We start from the raw sequence: 17,213 nt of genomic DNA on the forward strand, positions 1-17,213 counted from the left end.
CACCACGCGTCAGGTGGGGGAGGCCGTGTGCCCCGGCCGCTCATCCGGCATGGACATTGCCCGCCACAGGATGCCGAACAGCGCGTCGAACTGGGCCACCAGCGGCTGCTGCTCGCCCCGCACGATGTGCATCAGCACCACGCGCCCCACGATGCCCATGAAGACGTCGAGCAGCACCTTGTGGGACACCTGGTTGTTCAGCACCCCGCGCGCCTGCCCGTCCTTGAACACCCCCAGGAAGGCGCCCATCAGCTCGGGGCTTTCATAGACGCGGATGTGGCGGTGGCGCGAGACCGGCACAGCGGTGAACAGCAACAGCATCACCGCCGGATGCTTGTCCATGTAGTCGAGCGTGACCCAGCAGGTCTTGCGCAGCCGCTCGCGCGCGTCGTCGATGCCCTGCAGGTGGTCGATCATGCGCTCGGCCAACCGGCCCAGCATCACGTCGAGCATGGCGTAGACCAACACTTCCTTGCTGCCGAAGTACTTGTAGATGGTCTGCAGCGACACGTTGGCGGCCTTGGCGACGTCGAGCAGGCTCACCTCATGGAAGTCGCGCTGCGAGAACAGCGACAGCACCGCCTTCTCGATGCGGCCCAGGGTTTCGGGGCGCATGCGGGCCAGGGCCGCTCGGCGGTCGTCCGCGTCGGACGGCGGGGAGGCGCGCCCGGTGTCGGGGGCAGCAGCGGCGGGGGACTTCATGGCAAGACGGCGTTCCACAACGGAAATTCATCTTACCAAATGAACGACTGTATGAAGAAAAAGGGGTTCTGCCTCTTGCCCAGCTCGTGGCAAGTCACCAAGATCGAAAGCCGACAGAAACCCGATTACAAAGGGATCGCCTGCGACACACGTGTCGCAGCGGCATCCCGACGCCCCCCCCCCCGTACGCCGCCGAAAGATCGGTAATCAGGATTACTGATCCTGCGCGACGGCCCTGCGGTGGGGGCCTGCACAACGCCGCCTTGCGCGGCCCGACCTTCAGGAGACACCATGACCATCGACTGCTTTGCCGCCCCGTGGATGACCGACGAACACCAGATGCTGCTCGACTCGGCCACCCGCTTCTTCACCGAGCAATGGGGGCCGCGTGACGAGGCCTGGCGCGCGCAGGGCATGATGGACCGCGCCGCCTGGCGCGAGGCGGGCGAGCAGGGCTTTCTGTGCGCCGGCATCCCCGAGGAGTACGGCGGTGGTGGTGGCGATTTCGGGCACGAGGCCGCGCTGATCCTGGCGCAGGGCGCGGCCGGCCAGAGCGGCTTTGGCGGCTCGCTGCATTCGGGTATCGTCGCGCCCTACATCCTGCATTACGGCACCGAGGAGCAGAAGCGCCGCTGGCTGCCTCGCCTGGCCACGGGCGAGCTGGTGGGCGCCATCGCGATGACCGAGCCGGGTACCGGATCGGACCTGCAGGGCGTGCGCACGCTGGCGCTGCGCGAGGGCGACACCTACCGCATCAACGGCAGCAAGACCTTCATCACCAACGGGCAGCTGGCCAACCTCGTCATCGTGGTCACCAAGACCAACAAGGACGAGGGCGCGCACGGCGTGTCGCTGATGGTGGTCGAGACCGACGAGGTGCGGGGCTTCCGCCGCGGGCGCAACCTCGACAAGCTGGGCATGGAGGCGCAGGACACCTCGGAGCTGTTCTTCGACGACATGGTGGTGCCGAAGGAAAACCTGCTGGGCGGCACCGAGGGGCAGGGCTTCTTCCAGCTGATGCAGGAACTGCCGCAGGAGCGCCTGATCGTGGCGCTGGCCGGCGTGGCCGCGATGCGGTTCGCGATGAAGGAGACGCTGGCCTACACCAAGGAGCGCAAGGCCTTCGGCAAGCCGGTGTTCAGCTTCCAGAACAGCCGCTTCAAGCTGGCCGAATGCCAGGCCATGCTGCTGGCCTGCCAGGCCATGACCGATGCGGCCGTGGTGGCCCACCTGCAGGGCAAGCTGGGCGTGGACCGTGCGGCGCTGCTGAAGTACTACGTGACCGAGCACCAGTTCAAGCTGGCCGACGAATGCCTGCAGCTGTTCGGCGGCTATGGCTACATGCGCGAGTACCCGATCGCCCGTGTGTGGGCCGATGCGCGCGTGCAGCGCATCTATGGCGGCACCAACGAAATCATGAAGGAACTGGCTTCCCGCTTCTTGTGAGGCGGTGCATCCGCCCGAGAGACCGAGTTCACCCACGAAATTCTGGAGCCGAGGAACCCTCATGACCGAAGCCTATGTTTACGACGCCGTGCGCACGCCGCGCGGCAAGGGCAAGAAGGACGGCAGCCTGCACCAGGCCACGCCGGTGTGGTTGCTGCGCACGCTGCTGCAGGCGCTGGAACAGCGCAACCAGCTGGACACCCGTCTGGTCGATGACCTGGTGCTGGGCTGTGTGACGCCGGTGGGCGAGCAGGGCGCCGACATCGCGCGCACCGCCGTGCTCGATGCCGGCTGGGCCCAGACGGTGGCCGGCGTGACGCTGTCGCGCTTCTGTGCCTCGGGCCTCGAGGCGGTGAACCTGGCCGCCGCCAAGATCATGTCCGGCATGGAAGACATGGTCGTGGCCGGCGGCGTCGAATCGATGAGCCGCTGGCCCATGGGCAGCGACGGCGGCGCCTGGGTCATGGACCCGCGCATCAACACCGGCACGGCCTTCGTGCCGCAGGGCATCAGCGCCGACCTGATCGCCACGCTGGAAGGCTTCAGCCGCACCGAGCTCGACGCCTATGCCGCCGAATCCCACCGCCGTGCGGCCGCCGCGCAGGCCGAAGGGCGCTTTGCGAAGTCGGTCGTGCCCGTGCACGATCTGAACGGCCTGCTGCTGCTCGACCGCGACGAGACCGTGCGCCCCGGTACCTCGGTCGAGACGCTGGCCAAGCTCAACCCGTCGTTCGAGATGATGGGCCACATGGGCTTCGACGCCACCGCGCTGGACAAGTACACCACCCTCGAACAGATCCAGCACGTGCACCACGCCGGCAACTCGTCGGGCATCGTCGATGGCGCGGCGCTGGTGCTGCTCGGCAGCAAGCAGGCCGGTGACAAGGCAGGCCTCAAGCCGCGCGCCCGCGTGCGCATGTGTGCCGTCATCGGCTCCGAGCCCACCATCATGCTGACCGGCCCCACGCCGGCCTGTCGCAAGGCGCTCGACAAGCTCGGCATGACGCCGGGCGACATCGACCTGTGGGAGATCAACGAGGCCTTTGCCACCGTGCCGATGAAGACGGCGCGCGACCTGGGCGTGCCGCTGGACCGCGTCAACGTCAACGGTGGCGCCATCGCGCTGGGCCACCCGCTGGGCGCCACCGGCGCCATCATCCTCGGCACCGCGCTGGATGAACTCGAGCGCACCGGCAAGGCCACCGCGCTGGCCACGCTGTGCATCGGTGCCGGCATGGGCATCGCCACCGTCATCGAACGCGTCTGAACGGAAAGGCTCATCACATGATCCAGAACAACGCCTTCACGCTCGAGGTGGACGCCGACGGCATCGGCCTCGTGACCCTCGACATGCCGGACCGCGCGATGAACGTGCTCAACCCGGTGCTGCTCGAACCCTTTGCCCGGCTGGTGGACCAGCTGGAAACCGACGCCACGCTCAAGGGCCTGGTGCTGACCTCGGCCAAGCCGACCTTCGTGGTGGGCGCCGACATCGACCAGCTCGCCCAGATCTGCACGGCCGAAGAAGCCTTCGCGCTGTGCGAAGACCTCAAGCGCCTGCTGCGCCGCATGGAAACCTGTGGCAAGCCTGTGGTGGCCGCCCTCAACGGCACGGCGCTGGGCGGCGGCCTGGAGCTGGCGCTTGCCTGCCACGCCCGCATCGCGCTGGACGACCTGAAGCTGAAACTCGGCCTGCCCGAAGTGAAGCTGGGCCTGCTGCCGGGTGGCGGCGGCACGCAGCGTGTGCTGCGGCTGGTGGGCATTCAGAAGGCCATGGACCTCATCACCCAGGGCAAGGAACTGGGTGCCCGGAAAGCGCTGGAGATGGGCCTCGTCACGGCGCTGGCCGCCACCCGTGACGATCTGCTCGCCCAGGCCAGGGCCTGGTGTCGCGCCAACCCCAAGCCCACGCAGCCGTGGGACACCAAGGGCTTCCGCATCCCCGGTGGCGACAGCAAGAGCCCGGCGGTGGTGCAGGTGCTGGCCATTGCGCCCTCGATGGCGAATGCCAAGGCGCACGGCAACCATCCGGCGCTCACCCACATCATGAGCTGCCTGTTCGAAGGCGGCCTGCTCGATTTCGACGCCGGCTGCCAGATCGAGTCGCGCTACTTCGCCGCCTGCGTCGTCTCGCAGACCAGCCGCAACCTGATCGGCACGCTGTGGCACCAGCTCAACGCCATCAAGAAGGGCCAGTCGCGCCCGGCCGGTCTGCCGGAGTCCACGGTGAAGAAGGTCGGCATCCTCGGCGCCGGCATGATGGGCGCGGGCATTGCGTATGTGTCGGCCAAGGCCGGCATCGAGGTGGTGCTGCTGGACACCACGATCGAGCAGGCCGACAAGGGCAAGGCCTATTCGCAAGGCCTGCTGGACAAGGCCATCGCACGCGGCAAAAGCACGCCCGACAAGCGCGACGCGCTGCTGGCCCGCATCCAGCCCACCACGCGGTATGAAGATCTGGCCGGCTGCGATCTGGTCATCGAAGCCGTGTTCGAAGACCGGGGCATCAAGGCCCGCTGCACGGAGCAGGCCGAGGCGGTGATTCCGGCCACGGCGGTGTATGCGTCCAACACCTCGACGCTGCCCATCACCGGCCTGGCCGAGGCCAGTGTCCGGCCGGACCAGTTCATCGGCCTGCACTTCTTCTCGCCGGTCGACAAGATGCCGCTGGTCGAGATCATCGTGGGTGCGAAGACCAGCGACGCCACGCTCGCCCGCGGCTTCGACTATGTGCGCCAGATCGGCAAGACGCCCATCGTGGTCAACGACCGACGCGGCTTCTACACCTCGCGCGTGTTCGCCACCTACATCATGGAGGGCATTGCGATGCTGGGCGAGGGCGTGCACCCGCGCTCGATCGAGGTGGCCGGGCTCAAGGCCGGCATGCCGATGCCGCCGCTGGCGCTGCAGGACGAGGTCTCGCTGAGCCTGTCGCTGCACATTGCCGAGCAGACCCGCAAGGACCTGGAAGCCGAAGGCAAGCCGGTGCCCGTGCACCCGGCCCATGCGGTGCTGGTGAATGTGGGGGGCACGCATGGCCGCGTCGGCAAGAAGGCCAGCCAGGGCTTCTACGACTACAGCGGCAAGGACAAGCGCCTGTGGCCTGCGTTGACCACGCTGTACCCGCCGCGTGACGACCAGCCCGCTCAGGCCGAGCTGGTGGACCGGCTGCTCTACGCCCAGGCCAACGAAGCGGCACGCTGCTTCGAAGAGGGCGTGGTGCGCTCGGTGGCCGATGCCAACATCGGCTCGATCTTCGGCTGGGGCTTTGCGCCGCACCACGGCGGCGCGCTGCAGTTCATCAACGCGGTGGGTCCGGCGCGCTTTGTCGAGCGGGCTCGGGAGCTGGCGCAGCGGTATGGCTCACGTTTTGAGCCTGCGGCCTGTGTGGTGCAGATGGCCGATGAGGGCCGCTTGTTCGAGGGCGCCGCATGAGCGCGATGGCCGGGGCGGGCCTCGACACACTGCTCGACGGCCTGACGGTGGTCGACCTGAGCCGCAACCTGCCCGGGCCGTTCGGTTCGCGCATGCTGGCGGACCTGGGTGCAGAGGTCGTCAAGGTCGAGCCGCCCGAGGGCGACCCGGCCCGGGCGCTGCCACCCTTGTTCACCGCATTGAACGAGGGCAAGGCGTCCCGGCGTGTCGATTTCCGCTCGGCCGAAGACCTCGACGGCCTGCGCGATCTGCTCGCCACGGCCGATGTCATGCTCGACAGCTTTCGTCCCGGCGTGCTGGCCGGCATGGGGCTGGACGCGGCCACGCTGCACGCGCGGAATCCGCGGCTGGTGATGGTGTCCATCACCGGGTACGGGCAGGACGGGCCCTGGGCGGGCAAGGCGGGACACGACCTCAACTTCATGGCGCTGTCCGGCGTGCTGGATCAGACACGCGCTCCCACCGGTGAGCTCGCGCAGCCCAATGTGCAATGGGGGGATCTGGCGGGCGGTGCGTCAATGGCCGTCGTGGCGGTGCTGGCGGCGGTCTGGGCTGCGGGCCGCAGCGGCCGGGGGCGGCACGTCGACGTCAGCATGACGCATGCGCTGCATGCACACCTCGTGATGCCACGGGCGACCGGCACGCTGCTTGCTCCCGGCCTGGGTCGCCGCCCGGGACCGGGCGAGGACCTGCTCAATGGAGGCCTGCCTTGCTACCACGTCTACGCCACCGCCGATGGGCGGCACCTGGCCGTCGGTGCGTTGGAGCACAAGTTCTGGCGGGTCGCCTGCGATGTGTTCGAGCGGCCCGACTGGGTCGATCGCCACTGGCAGCGCGGCGCCTTCCCGGGATCGCCCGATTGCTCGGCCTTGCGCGCGGAGGTCGCTGACCTGATCGGGGCGCACACGCTGGCCCACTGGTGCGCGCGTTTCGAGCAGGCCGACGCTTGCGTCACGCCCGTGCTGACGTTGGATGAAGCCAACTCCCACCCTGCGCTGGCGGGAGCGTCGAGCGCGATCTGGCGTTCTGTCCGCTGACACGCGGGGCGGCGGGCGGGGCCGCGCTCAGGCCGCGTCGGCGTCGGCGGGATGCGGGGTGCGCAGGTACATCACGCCCTGGCGTTCCAGCAGCAGTCCTTCTCGGGCGAACGCAGCCATGGTGCGGCTCGCCGTCTCGGTGGTCAGCCCCAGCAAGGCCCCCATGTCGGCACGCGATGGCGCCATGAATCCGCCGTCGGGACGGTGGCGCGCGAGGTGCTGCAGCAGCCGTAGCACGCGTTCGCGCGCGGTGCCCGTCGACAGGCTGTCGATGACGAAGTCGGCCTGGTCCACGCTGGCCTTCCAGTGGTGCATCAGGCTGGCGTAGGCCTGGGGATCGTGATCCGCCCAGCGCAGCAGCGCCTGGCTGGGGGCCGAGCACAGGGCCGCATGGCCCACGGCCGCGGCATCGTGGCTGTAGGGTTCGTTCAGCAGCGACTCGAGCCCGAACACCTGACCCGGCCCCAGCAGCCGCATGATGCGGACGTGACCATTCGGATGCTGCCTTTGCAGCTTCACCGTGCCGTGCCGCACCACCTGCACCCGCAACCCCGGTTGTCCTTGTCGGGTGGCCAGCGTCCCCTGCGGCAGCGGGCGGTGGACCACAGCGGCGCGCACGGTGGCGGCCGTGGGGCTGTCGCCCAGGCGGGTGAACAGGCAGGTCGGCCGGTTTGCGCAGGTCGCGCAGCCCGGCATCGGGTCACGCAGGGCGCTGGGCAGCGCGCGCAGAGACGGCGGCAAGGCGGTCACGATGGGGGCTCCTGTGAGGCGGGTCGAGGCCGATGGCATCGGACCTCTCGGGCCGTAGTGGGCCATGAAATCGGTGCGCGAACGAAGGTCTTTCACGCCGTTACGTGCTCGACCAAATCGTCACATCGGGCCGTCGTTTTGCATCCCCTGTGACACGGTTGCCGGCCCTTCATTCCCGGGGGGGCGAGGTCGCGGTTGCGGATTCGCAATGACATGGAACAGGGTGCACCGCAGCATCAAAACGTGCGATCTGTCACCGGTCGCATGGCGTTGACCTTCAACCTTTTCCTAAACCGGGAGTCTTTATGAAACTGTCTTCCTTGGCTGCGGCCGCCATCCTGTCCCTGACTGCTGTGGCCGCCTCGGCCGACACCCTCGTGGCCTATGAAGTGAACAAGGCAAGCGCCACGTTCACGAATCCGGGCTACTTCATGCAGCGTTACGACTACTACCTCGATCCGGTGACCTTTCCGGACCAGCAGGCCGATGTGGGTTGGGCGTTCACCGAGCTGAAGTTCAAGGACGTCAAGGACATCGACTTCGCGTCGGTGCTGACGAACCTGGGCCATGCTGCGGTCAACTTCTACTCGCACACCGGCGCCCTGCTGTGGTCCGGTACGCCCACTCCGGGTGCCGGCCCGGCCGACGGTCTGAGCGTCGACACCTTCTACACCCCGACCTCGCACTTCTATCTGACGATCGAAGGCTACGCCGTGGGCAAGGGACCGGGCGTGCTGGGTTCGTACTCGATGGAAATCACCGCTGCACCGGTGCCGGAACCCGAGTCGCTGGCCATGGCCCTCGGCGGCCTGGGTCTGGTCGGCGTGGCGCTGTTCAAGCGCCGCCGCGTGACGGACAACGCATCGGTCTGACGCCCCCCGCACAACCAGAGCCTGGGTGCGTGCCTGCTAAAGCATCGGCGGGCGCGCGCCCAAACCATCATCTCGCGCGGGCCTGAGGCAGGTTGGCGATGGGATGGTGACTGGCCTGCCACGGACTCGTTTCGTGGCAGGCATTTTTTCGTTCAGCCGACCCGGCGTGCCTGGCGCCACGCTTCCAGCGTCCCGGCCAGGGTCGGGAGGTCGTTCACCACCGTCACACCGGGGATGGGGCGGCGCGCCAGCAGGGGGTGGCGTCCTCCCGCCCACAGGGCGACCGAGGCCGGCAGCTTGGCGCGCAGTTCAGGCAGCAGATCCTGAATCAGTGCGGCGGGCGCGGCCGGACTGAAACCCAGGGCCACCACATCGGCGCGGTGGGAAGCCGTCGAGTGCACGAGGTCCCACAACGGTGTTTGCGCACCGAGGTTGATGGGCTGTGCCTGCCAGGCGCTCAAGGCGGCCTCCACCGTCAGCAACCCCAGCGCATGCAGTTCGCCCGGCAGGGTGCTCAGCAGCACGCGGGGCGTGGCGGCCGGCGAGGGCTCCGGCAGCGCCATCAGGCCGCCCTGCAGCGCCTGCTGAACCAGCTGGCTGACCCAGTGCTCCTGAGCAATCTGAAAGCGGCCGCGCAGCCAGCCTTCTCCGACATGCTCCATCAAAGGGGTCGCCATGTCCGTCACGAAGGCCAGCAGGCCGGCGGTCGTCAGGCCGTGCCGCAGGTGGTGGCGCAGGCCGACGTGGTCATGGCGGTCCACCTTGTTCAGCGCCACGGTCAGCCAGGCGTCCTGTCTCGGGCCATGGCCCGAAGTCACGCCGGGCAGCCAGCGCACCGCCGCATCCGGCGAGGGGGCAGCGGGGTGGGGGGCAGACGGCCGGGTGAGGCCCTGGGCGTCTGCGCTGCGGTCGGCCAGCACCTGCAGATCATCGGTGGGCAAAGTCACGATGCGCCCGGGGCGGTGCCCCACGTCCAGCAGCCGCTTGATCAGCCGCAGCCGCTCAATCTGGTCCATGGGGTAGCAGCGTTCACCCTGGCCATCGCGCACCGGGTCGGGGAAGCCGTAGCGGCGCTCCCAGATGCGCAGCGTGTCCTTGCTCAGACCGGTGTCGCGTTCAACGGCCGCGATCGACATCATCAGGGGGCGGTTCATGAGGGCTGCATCCAGTTCCGGTCAGGCGGCGTACAAACAGGACATCCAAGGCTCGACAAACCGTGTGCAGTGCTCAGCGGGGCTGGACAGCGGGTTGCCGGGGGTTGGTCGCACGGCTAATATAGGCCGAAGCGGTCATTTTGACCAAGACAAAAAGGACGACAACATGACGCCACGTGCTTTTCTGCCCATGCTGTGGATCGGGGTCTGCCTCACGGCGGCCCTGCCTGCACGCGCGACAGGCGTCGTGCAGCCCGGTGCTTCGGCGGCGCCCGCCTGTCCCGCCCTGCTGGACAAGACCTTCCCGCGCCTGCAAGACGAGAAGCCGCAGTCCCTGTGCCAGTACGCCGGCCGGGTCGTGATGGTGGTCAACACGGCGAGTTACTGCGGCTTCACGTCGCAGTACAAGGGACTCGAGGCCCTGTACAGCCGCTACAAGGACCGCGGCCTGGTGGTGCTTGGCTTTCCGTCCAACGATTTCGGCAACCAGGAGCCGGGCTCGTCGAAGGACATCGCCGAGTTCTGCACCAATACGTACGGTGTGAAGTTCCCGATGTTCGCCAAGAGCCATGTGCGGGGCAGCGAGGCCAATCCGTTGCACAAGGAACTGATTGCCCTGAGCGGAACGACGCCCAAGTGGAACTTCTACAAGTACCTCGTGGGACGCGACGGGCGCACCGTGACCGCCTACAGCAGCATGACGTCTCCCGAGGACAAGGGTTTTGTCCAGGACATCGAGCGCCTGCTGAGTCAGGAGCGCTGACGCAGCCCCGCTCCCGCAAGGCCGCCACGCCAGTAGTGCGCACAAAATATACCAATCAGTTATAGTACGACCAATTGGTAATTTAATCGCCGGAGCGAGGGGTCGTTTCCCCGTGTCCAACGCCACACAAGGATCCTCATGAAACGCATCGCCATCGTGGGTGCCGGCATCGCCGGCCTGGGCGCTGCCCACCGCCTCTCCCAGGCGCCCGGGGCGCGCCACATCACGCTGTTCGAGGCGGGGCGCCACTTCGGTGGTCATGCCAACACGGTCGATGTGACGCTGCCGGACACTGCGGGCCGCCCGGTCACCCATGGGGTGGACACCGGTTTTCTCGTCTTCAACGAGCGCACCTACCTCAACCTGATCCGGTTGTTTGGCGAGCTGAAGGTGGAGACCGCGCCCTCCGACATGTCGTTCTCGGTGCAGGTGCCCGAGGCTGCGCAGGGCCTGGCGGGCCTGCGTCCCGGTCTGGCGTGGTGCGGTTCGTCGCTCGACACGGTGTTCGCGCAGCGGCGCAACCTCGTGTCCCCGGCCTTCTGGCGCATGCTGTCCGACCTGTTGCGCTTCAACCGGCTCACGACCGCGCTGGCGCTGCAGGGCTCCGAAGCGGCGTTGCGCCAGCCCATCGGGGCGTTCCTGGACGAGAACCGTTTCGGCCCTGCTTTCCGCGAAGGCTACCTGTTGCCCATGGTGGCCTGCATCTGGTCATGCCCGGTGCAGCAGATGATGCAGTTCCCCATTGCCACGCTGATCCGCTTCTGCCACAACCACGGCTTGCTGCAGGTGGTGAACCGGCCTCAGTGGTTCACGGTCAAAGGCGGATCGCGGCAGTATGTCCAGCGCATCCTCGAAGGCCTGGGCGATGCGCGCCTGGCCACGCCGGTGGAGCGCGTCACCCCGCTGGGTGAGAACGGCGCGGCAGGCGTGATGGTGCATTCCGCCACGGGCAGCGAGCGATTCGACGAGGTGGTGCTGGCCTGCCATTCGGATCAGGCGCTGGCGCTGCTCGGCGCGGGGGCCACACCGGAAGAGCGCGCCGTACTGGGTGCCATCGGCTACCACCGCAACCGGGCCGTGCTGCACACCGACACCCGGATGCTGCCGCGCGAGCGCAAAGCCTGGGCGGCGTGGAACTACGAGCGGGCGGCCACCCTCGCAGACGAAGACCGCGGCGTGTGTCTGCACTACCTGATCAACCGCCTGCAGCCGCTGCCCTGGAGCCAGCCGGTCATCGTGTCGCTCAACCCCTTGCGCGAGCCGGATCCGGCACATGTGCTGGCCGAGTTCGATTACGCCCATCCCGTCTTCGATCAGGCCGCCATCGATGCGCAGGCCGCCCTGCCGGGTATCCAGGGCCGGCGCAGCCTGTGGTTCGCCGGCGCATGGGCCGGCTATGGCTTCCATGAGGATGGCCTGAAGGCCGGGATGCATGCGGCGGCCAGTCTGCTGGCGCGCGAGGGCCTGACCGACCCTCTGGCAGCCAGCGCCCTGGCGGCAGCCTATCTTGCCGGGTCGGGGCAGCCCGCCTCGCGGGAGCGGGCGGCATGATGTCCGCTGGCCAGGTCGGTGACGTCGTCGGCATGGTGCGCCCGCTGATTGGCTTCGGGCAGGTGCGCCACACCCGCCTGCGTCCGGCGCGCCATGCCTTTGCCTACCCGAACTACTTCTGGATGTTGCCGCTGCGCGCGCTGGCTCGGCAACCCGATCCTGCCGTGCGGCGCAACGCCCCAGGTTGGCTCAGCTTCCACGATCGCGACCACGGCGATGGCCGCGACGACGCCCTCGCGTGGGTCGATGCGCTGCTGCGCGAGGCCGGCTTGTGGGACGAGGCACTGGCCCAGGGCGAGGTCTGGCTGCAGACCTACCCGCGCGTGCTCGGCTATGCCTTCAAGCCAGTGAGCTTCTGGTATGCGCACCGCGCCGACGGCGCCCTGCATGCCATCGTGGCCGAAGTCAACAACACCTTCGGCGAGCGTCACTGCTACCTGCTGCATGGCACCGAGCTTGGCTGGGGGCGTGAGCAGCGCGCGGTCAAGGTCTTCCACGTCTCGCCGTTCTGTGCGCTGCAGGGCGGCTACCGCTTTCGCTTCATGCGCACCGCCACGCGCCTGATCGCCCGCGTCGACCACGACGACGAGGCCGGCCCCCTGATCCAGACGGCGCTGAGCGGGGCCCTCGAGCCGCTCACGCACCAGGCCGTGCGCCGCGCGATCTGGCGCTGGCCGCTGATGACCTGGGGCGTGATCGCCCGCATCCACTGGCAGGCCTTGAAGCTGTGGCTCAAGCGCGTGCCCTTCCACAGCAAGCCGCAGCAGCCGCCCGCCGACTTCGTCTCCGGCCCGTTGACCCCGAGCCCGCTTGCACCGAGCCCCCAAGGACCGCGCACACCATGAACCGCACCACCACCATGGCGCCTTCCGCGTCGACCGGATCCGCCCGCACCGCCCCTCACGATCCCCGCGCCCTGCCGGACGACGCGCCCGCCGCGGCCCGAATGGTCTGGCGCCTGCTGGCCCGGCTGCAGGTGGGCGTGCTCGATGTGCAGCTGCCCGATGGCAGCACCGCGCATTTCGGGCAGGCCCAGGCGGGCGCCGACGCGCCGCGCGCGGCCTTTCGCCTGCACAACTGGGACGTGTGCCGCGCCGCCCTGAAATCGGGGGACATCGGCTTTGCCGAGTCCTACATCGCCGGAGACTGGAGCACGCCGGACCTGACGGCGCTGTTGCGCCTGCTGATCGCCAACCGCGAGCAGATCGAGACCGCGGTCTACGGCAGCTGGATCGGCCGGCTGGCCTACCGCATCCGCCATTTGCTCAATCGCAACACCCGCGCCAACAGCCGGCGCAACATCCACGCGCATTACGACTTGGGCAACGACTTCTACCGTCTGTGGCTGGATCAGACGATGAGCTACTCGAGCGCCTGGTTCGAGGGCAACTTCGACCAGCCCATGGCCGACGCCCAGCATGCCAAGGTGCGCCGCGCGCTGGACGAGGCGGGCGTGCACCGTGGGGACGCGTCCCAGCGCGTGCTGGAGATCGGCTGCGGCTGGGGCGGGCTCGCCGAGATCGCTGCTCGTGAGCGCGGCGCCCATGTCACCGGCGTGACGCTGTCGACCGAGCAGCTGCAGTGGGCGCGCGACCGCATGGACAAGGCGGGGCTGGCCGGTCAGGCCGACCTGCGCCTGCAGGACTACCGCGACATCCGCGACGAGCCCTTCGACGCCATCGTGTCCATCGAGATGTTCGAGGCCGTGGGGCAGGAGTACTGGGGCAGCTACTTCTCGACCCTGCACCGTTGCCTCAAGCCCGGTGGCCGCGCCTGTCTGCAGACCATCACCATCCGGGACGACCTGTTCGACCGCTATGTGAAGTCCACCGATTTCATCCAGCAGTACATCTTCCCCGGCGGCCTGTTGCCCTCGGATGCGGCCTTCCGGGCCGAGGCGCGCAAGGCCGGTCTGGAGGTGGTTCGCAGCCTGGCCTTCGGGCCGGACTACGCCGAGACGCTGCGCCGCTGGCGTGCCGAGTTCCATCGCCACATCCACCAGGTGCAGCGCCTGGGCTTCGACGAGCGCTTCCAGCGCATCTGGGAGTTCTACCTGGCCTATTGCGAGGCGGCCTTCGACATGGGCAACACCAACGTCGTGCAGTACACGCTGCGCAAGCCCGGCTGAATCGACCTGATCCGCCATGAACGCCGCCCCGATCCTGCCCCACGCCGCCAGCGCCCGCTACGGTCTGCTGGGCATGCCGCTGGCCTTTGTGGCGGTGCCGTTGTACGTGGTGCTGCCGCAGCACTACGGGCAGACGCTGGGGGTGCCTCTCGGTCTGCTGGGCGCTGTGCTGCTGCTCACCCGGCTGGGCGATGCGGTCATCGACCCGTGGCTGGGGGGGCGGGTGGACCGCTTGCTGGGGCAGCCAGCCCGGGTGCGCGTCGCGGTGGCCTTGTGCGCGGTGCTGCTGGTGCTGGCCTTCGTGGCGCTGTTCTTTCCGCCAGTGCGGGGCACCCATGCGCTGCTTGGCTGGTGTGCCGTGACGCTGGTGTTCACCTTCGGCGCCTACAGCCTGGCCAGCGTGGCTCACCTGGCCTGGGGCACGCGGCTGGGGGGGGCGCCCTTGCAGCGCGCCCGGCTGGTGGCCTGGCGTGAGGGGTTCGCGCTGGTGGGTGTGCTCCTGGCCAATGTGCTGGCGACCCAGGCCGGTCCGGGCTGGACGGCGGCGGTGCTGGCCCTCACCCTGGTGCTGGGCGTGCTGGCCTTGTGGCGCGGGCCCAGCCCTGGGGCCGACGCTTCCTTCGTACAGGACAGGGCGGTTGCCTCCGCGTCCGAGTCGTCCACCCTGTGGCGTCCCTGGCGTGGCGAGGGCTTCCGTCGACTGATGACCCTGTTTCTGCTCAATGGGATTGCCAGCGCCGTGCCGGCCACCCTCGTGCTGTTCTTCATCCACGATCGGCTCCAGGCACCCGAATGGGCACCACTTTGCCTGGGGGCCTACTTCCTGATGGCCGCGCTCAGTGTGCCGTGGTGGCTGCGGGTGCTGGCGCGCAAGGGGCCGATGCGCGCCTGGGCACTGGGCATGGGCCTGGCCACCGCGGCGTTTGCCGGCGTGAACCTGCTGGGCCCGGGCGACACCGCGCCCTACCTGGTGGTCTGCCTGGCAGCGGGCTGGGCCCTGGGCGCCGACCTGACGGCGCCCGGCACGCTGCTCACCGGGGTGGTGCAACGCTCGGGCGAAGCAGGGCAGGCCGAAGGGGCCTTTGCCGGCTGGTGGCAGTGGGCCACCAAGCTGAACCTGGCTCTGGCCGCAGGGGTGGCGCTGCCCCTGCTCGAGGCACTGGGCTACACCCCGGGTGCCCGGGATGCGGAGGCGCTCCTTGCCCTCGGCCTGGTCTACGGCGGGCTGCCCTGCCTGTTCAAGCTGATGGCCCTGGCGCTGTGCTGGCGCTGGCGTCGGCATCCTGCGCTGGCCTGATCGGCTGGCGCGCCCTTCTGTTGCTCGGATGGTCACCATGAAGCTGCTCACCCGTTTCCTTGTCTCTGCCGTGGCCGGTGTCGCACTGTGCGCGGGCCTTGCAGGATGCGCCTCGGCCCCCACCCCGGCCGACTACGCCGCCGAACAGCCCGTGTTCGACCTGCGCAGCTACTTCAACGGGCCGCTGACCGCACACGGCATCTTCACGGACCGCTCCGGCCGGGTGGTCAAGCGCTTCACGGTGAAGCTGGTCGGCCGCTGGGACGGCCCCAAGGGGGTGCTCGAGGAAGACTTCGTCTACAGCGACGGCACGACCCAGCGCCGTGTCTGGCGTCTCACCGACCTGGGGCAGGGGCGCTGGCGCGGGGAGGCCGACGACGTGGTCGGCGAAGCCACCGGGCAGTCCGCCGGCAACGCACTGAACTGGCGCTACACGATGAGCCTGCCCGTCGATGGCCGGGTCTACCACGTGCAGTTCGACGACTGGATGTTCCTCATGGACGACCGCGTGCTGCTCAACAAGGCGGTGATGAGCAAGTTCGGCATCACGCTGGGCGAAGTCACGCTGTCCTTTCACAAGCCTTGAGGCGCCCGACGCGCCGGACAGCAGGAGGACCCATGTCGCTCAATCCCCCGTTGCACGACTGGCGCGGTCGCACGGTATGGCTGGTCGGCGCTTCCAGCGGCATCGGTCAGGCCACCGCCTCGCGGTTGCACGCGCTGGGCGCGCACGTGGCCGTTTCCGGCCGCCAGGCCACTGCGCTGGATGCTTTCGTGCAGGCGCATCCGGGCAGTCTGGCCTTGCCGCTGGATGCGGCTGCCCCGGGGGCCCTGCACGCGGCGCGCGACCGCCTGCTCGCCTGGTCACCCACGGGGCGCCTGGACCTCGTCGCCTACTGTGCAGGCCACTACCAGCCCATGCGCGCGCAGGATTTCCACCTCGACAGCGCGCTGCGCCACCAGCAGGTCAACTACGAAGGGGCGCTGCGCCTGCTGGACGCGGTGCTGCCTACCCTGCGCGCGCAAGGGACGGGCCACCTCAGTCTGGTGGCGAGCGTGGCCGGCTACCGCGGGCTGCCCAAGGCGCTCGCCTATGGTCCCACCAAGGCGGCACTGCAGAATCTGGCAGAGGTGCTCTACCTGGATCTCGCGCCGATGGGCATCGGTGTGTCGGTGGTCAACCCGGGTTTCGTGCAGACCCCGATGACCGCCGTCAACGACTTCACCATGCCGGCGCTGCTGACGCCGGCTCAGGCTGCCGACGCCATCATCGCGGGATGGCAGAAAGGTCGCTTCGAGATCCACTTTCCCTGGCGCTTCACACTGTGGCTCAAGCTGCTGCGGCACCTGCCGCATGGTTGGTATTTCCCGCTTGTCAAGCGGGGCACCGGGGTGTGATCGGCAGGCACGCCCGGCGCACAATGCCCACATCTCCATGCAGCCCCCTGGCCCTGACGACATGAGCGTGACCCCTCTGCCCACACCGCCCGGCAGCGTGGCCCAGCAGGCCCTGCCCCGGGTGATCGCCTTTTATGAGGGCCTCAAGGCCCATGACATCGGCCACCTCGACCGGATCTATGCCGTCGATGCCGGCTTCAAGGACCCGTTCAACGAGGTTGAGGGGCTGCTGGAGATCGAGGCCGTGTTCGCGCACATGTTCCGCGCGCTCGACAACCCGCACTTTCTGGTGCGTGACCGGCTGGCACAGGGCAGCCAGGCCTTTCTGACGTGGGACTTCCGCTTCCGCTTCAAGGGCGACACGGTGTGGCAGACGGTCCGCGGCGCCACCCACCTGCGCTTCGATGCCCAGGGGCTGATTGCCGACCACCGCGACTACTGGGATGCGGCCGAGGAGCTGTACGAGAAGCTGCCGGTGCTGGGCAGCCTGATGCGCTGGCTGAAACGGCGGGCCATGCGCGGCTGAGCGCGACACCCCCGTGCATTCGCTCACGGCGCCGCCGAGCAGGCGAGGCGCAGCCCTCAAGTCGGGGAGTGACGCTGCCGATGCTCACTTCAATGATGGCCTTGCGGTCTGGACAAGTGACCCCACCTGTCGCAGCAAGGCCCTGGGGCCATTG

General features: G+C 68.6%; 16 protein-coding genes. 13 read left to right on the forward strand and 3 right to left on the reverse strand.

Going from position 1 to position 17,213, the window contains the following annotated elements; genetic code table 11:
* Window positions 1–9: 9 nt before the first annotated feature.
* A complete protein-coding gene (locus QZ709_RS19905; RefSeq protein ID WP_294639281.1) occupies window positions 10–702 on the reverse strand; it encodes a TetR/AcrR family transcriptional regulator in 693 nt (230 codons plus the stop codon).
* 291 nt (window positions 703–993) lie between these two features.
* Between QZ709_RS19905 and QZ709_RS19910 the strand changes: the two genes are divergently transcribed.
* The 4 genes from QZ709_RS19910 (at window position 994) to QZ709_RS19925 (ending at window position 6,620) form a co-directional block, all read left to right on the forward strand.
* Window positions 994–2,148 carry an acyl-CoA dehydrogenase family protein gene (locus QZ709_RS19910; protein ID WP_294639282.1) on the forward strand — a complete coding sequence of 385 codons (1,155 nt, stop codon included), beginning with the start codon at window positions 994–996 and terminating at the stop codon, window positions 2,146–2,148.
* Window positions 2,149–2,209: 61 nt separating this feature from the next.
* A complete protein-coding gene (locus QZ709_RS19915) occupies window positions 2,210–3,415 on the forward strand; it encodes an acetyl-CoA C-acetyltransferase (protein ID WP_294639283.1) in 1,206 nt (401 codons plus the stop codon).
* Between the two features lie 17 nt (window positions 3,416–3,432).
* Window positions 3,433–5,583 (forward strand): 3-hydroxyacyl-CoA dehydrogenase NAD-binding domain-containing protein, encoded by a 2,151-nt coding sequence (locus tag QZ709_RS19920; RefSeq protein ID WP_294639284.1) that lies wholly within the window; start codon window positions 3,433–3,435, stop codon window positions 5,581–5,583.
* Window positions 5,580–6,620: a CaiB/BaiF CoA-transferase family protein gene (locus QZ709_RS19925; protein WP_294639285.1), complete on the forward strand. Its 1,041-nt coding sequence runs from the start codon at window positions 5,580–5,582 to the stop codon at window positions 6,618–6,620. The genes QZ709_RS19920 and QZ709_RS19925 overlap by 4 nt, the downstream gene beginning before the upstream one ends.
* 27 nt (window positions 6,621–6,647) lie before the next feature.
* Here the strand turns inward: QZ709_RS19925 and QZ709_RS19930 are convergent, their stop codons facing one another.
* Window positions 6,648–7,466: a Crp/Fnr family transcriptional regulator gene (locus QZ709_RS19930; RefSeq protein ID WP_294639286.1), complete on the reverse strand. Its 819-nt coding sequence runs from the start codon at window positions 7,464–7,466 to the stop codon at window positions 6,648–6,650.
* Between the two features lie 209 nt (window positions 7,467–7,675).
* On the opposite strand from QZ709_RS19930, the gene QZ709_RS19935 reads away from it, so the two are divergent.
* Window positions 7,676–8,242 (forward strand): FxDxF family PEP-CTERM protein, encoded by a 567-nt coding sequence (locus tag QZ709_RS19935; RefSeq protein ID WP_294639287.1) that lies wholly within the window; start codon window positions 7,676–7,678, stop codon window positions 8,240–8,242.
* A gap of 152 nt (window positions 8,243–8,394) precedes the next feature.
* Here QZ709_RS19935 and QZ709_RS19940 read toward each other — a convergent pair whose 3' ends face one another.
* A complete protein-coding gene (locus QZ709_RS19940; protein ID WP_294639288.1) occupies window positions 8,395–9,396 on the reverse strand; it encodes a MerR family transcriptional regulator in 1,002 nt (333 codons plus the stop codon).
* Window positions 9,397–9,586: 190 nt separating this feature from the next.
* Here QZ709_RS19940 and QZ709_RS19945 point away from each other — a divergent pair, with 190 nt between their 5' ends.
* From QZ709_RS19945 to QZ709_RS19980, 8 genes are all read left to right on the forward strand, one after another.
* Complete coding sequence (locus QZ709_RS19945; RefSeq protein WP_294639412.1) at window positions 9,587–10,159, forward strand: glutathione peroxidase; 573 nt, start codon at window positions 9,587–9,589, stop codon at window positions 10,157–10,159.
* A gap of 138 nt (window positions 10,160–10,297) precedes the next feature.
* Window positions 10,298–11,710, forward strand: coding sequence for an NAD(P)-binding protein (locus QZ709_RS19950; protein WP_294639289.1), 1,413 nt, complete (start codon window positions 10,298–10,300; stop codon window positions 11,708–11,710).
* Window positions 11,710–12,555 carry a DUF1365 domain-containing protein gene (locus QZ709_RS19955; protein WP_294639413.1) on the forward strand — a complete coding sequence of 282 codons (846 nt, stop codon included), beginning with the start codon at window positions 11,710–11,712 and terminating at the stop codon, window positions 12,553–12,555. The genes QZ709_RS19950 and QZ709_RS19955 overlap by 1 nt, the downstream gene beginning before the upstream one ends.
* Window positions 12,556–12,656: 101 nt before the next feature.
* Window positions 12,657–13,838: a cyclopropane-fatty-acyl-phospholipid synthase family protein gene (locus QZ709_RS19960; RefSeq protein ID WP_294639414.1), complete on the forward strand. Its 1,182-nt coding sequence runs from the start codon at window positions 12,657–12,659 to the stop codon at window positions 13,836–13,838.
* Between the two features lie 16 nt (window positions 13,839–13,854).
* Window positions 13,855–15,135, forward strand: a complete 1,281-nt coding sequence (locus QZ709_RS19965) for an MFS transporter (RefSeq protein WP_294639290.1) — start codon at window positions 13,855–13,857, stop codon at window positions 15,133–15,135.
* 37 nt (window positions 15,136–15,172) lie between these two features.
* Window positions 15,173–15,721: a DUF3833 domain-containing protein gene (locus QZ709_RS19970; RefSeq protein ID WP_294639291.1), complete on the forward strand. Its 549-nt coding sequence runs from the start codon at window positions 15,173–15,175 to the stop codon at window positions 15,719–15,721.
* Window positions 15,722–15,753: 32 nt separating this feature from the next.
* On the forward strand, window positions 15,754–16,533 hold the full coding sequence (locus QZ709_RS19975; RefSeq protein ID WP_294639292.1) for an SDR family NAD(P)-dependent oxidoreductase: 780 nt from the start codon (window positions 15,754–15,756) through the stop codon (window positions 16,531–16,533).
* A gap of 61 nt (window positions 16,534–16,594) precedes the next feature.
* Window positions 16,595–17,059, forward strand: coding sequence for a nuclear transport factor 2 family protein (locus tag QZ709_RS19980; RefSeq protein ID WP_294639293.1), 465 nt, complete (start codon window positions 16,595–16,597; stop codon window positions 17,057–17,059).
* The last annotated feature ends 154 nt before the right edge of the window (window positions 17,060–17,213 follow it).

Source organism: uncultured Aquabacterium sp. (assembly GCF_913773725.1).
GTDB lineage: Bacteria > Pseudomonadota > Gammaproteobacteria > Burkholderiales > Burkholderiaceae_C > Aquabacterium.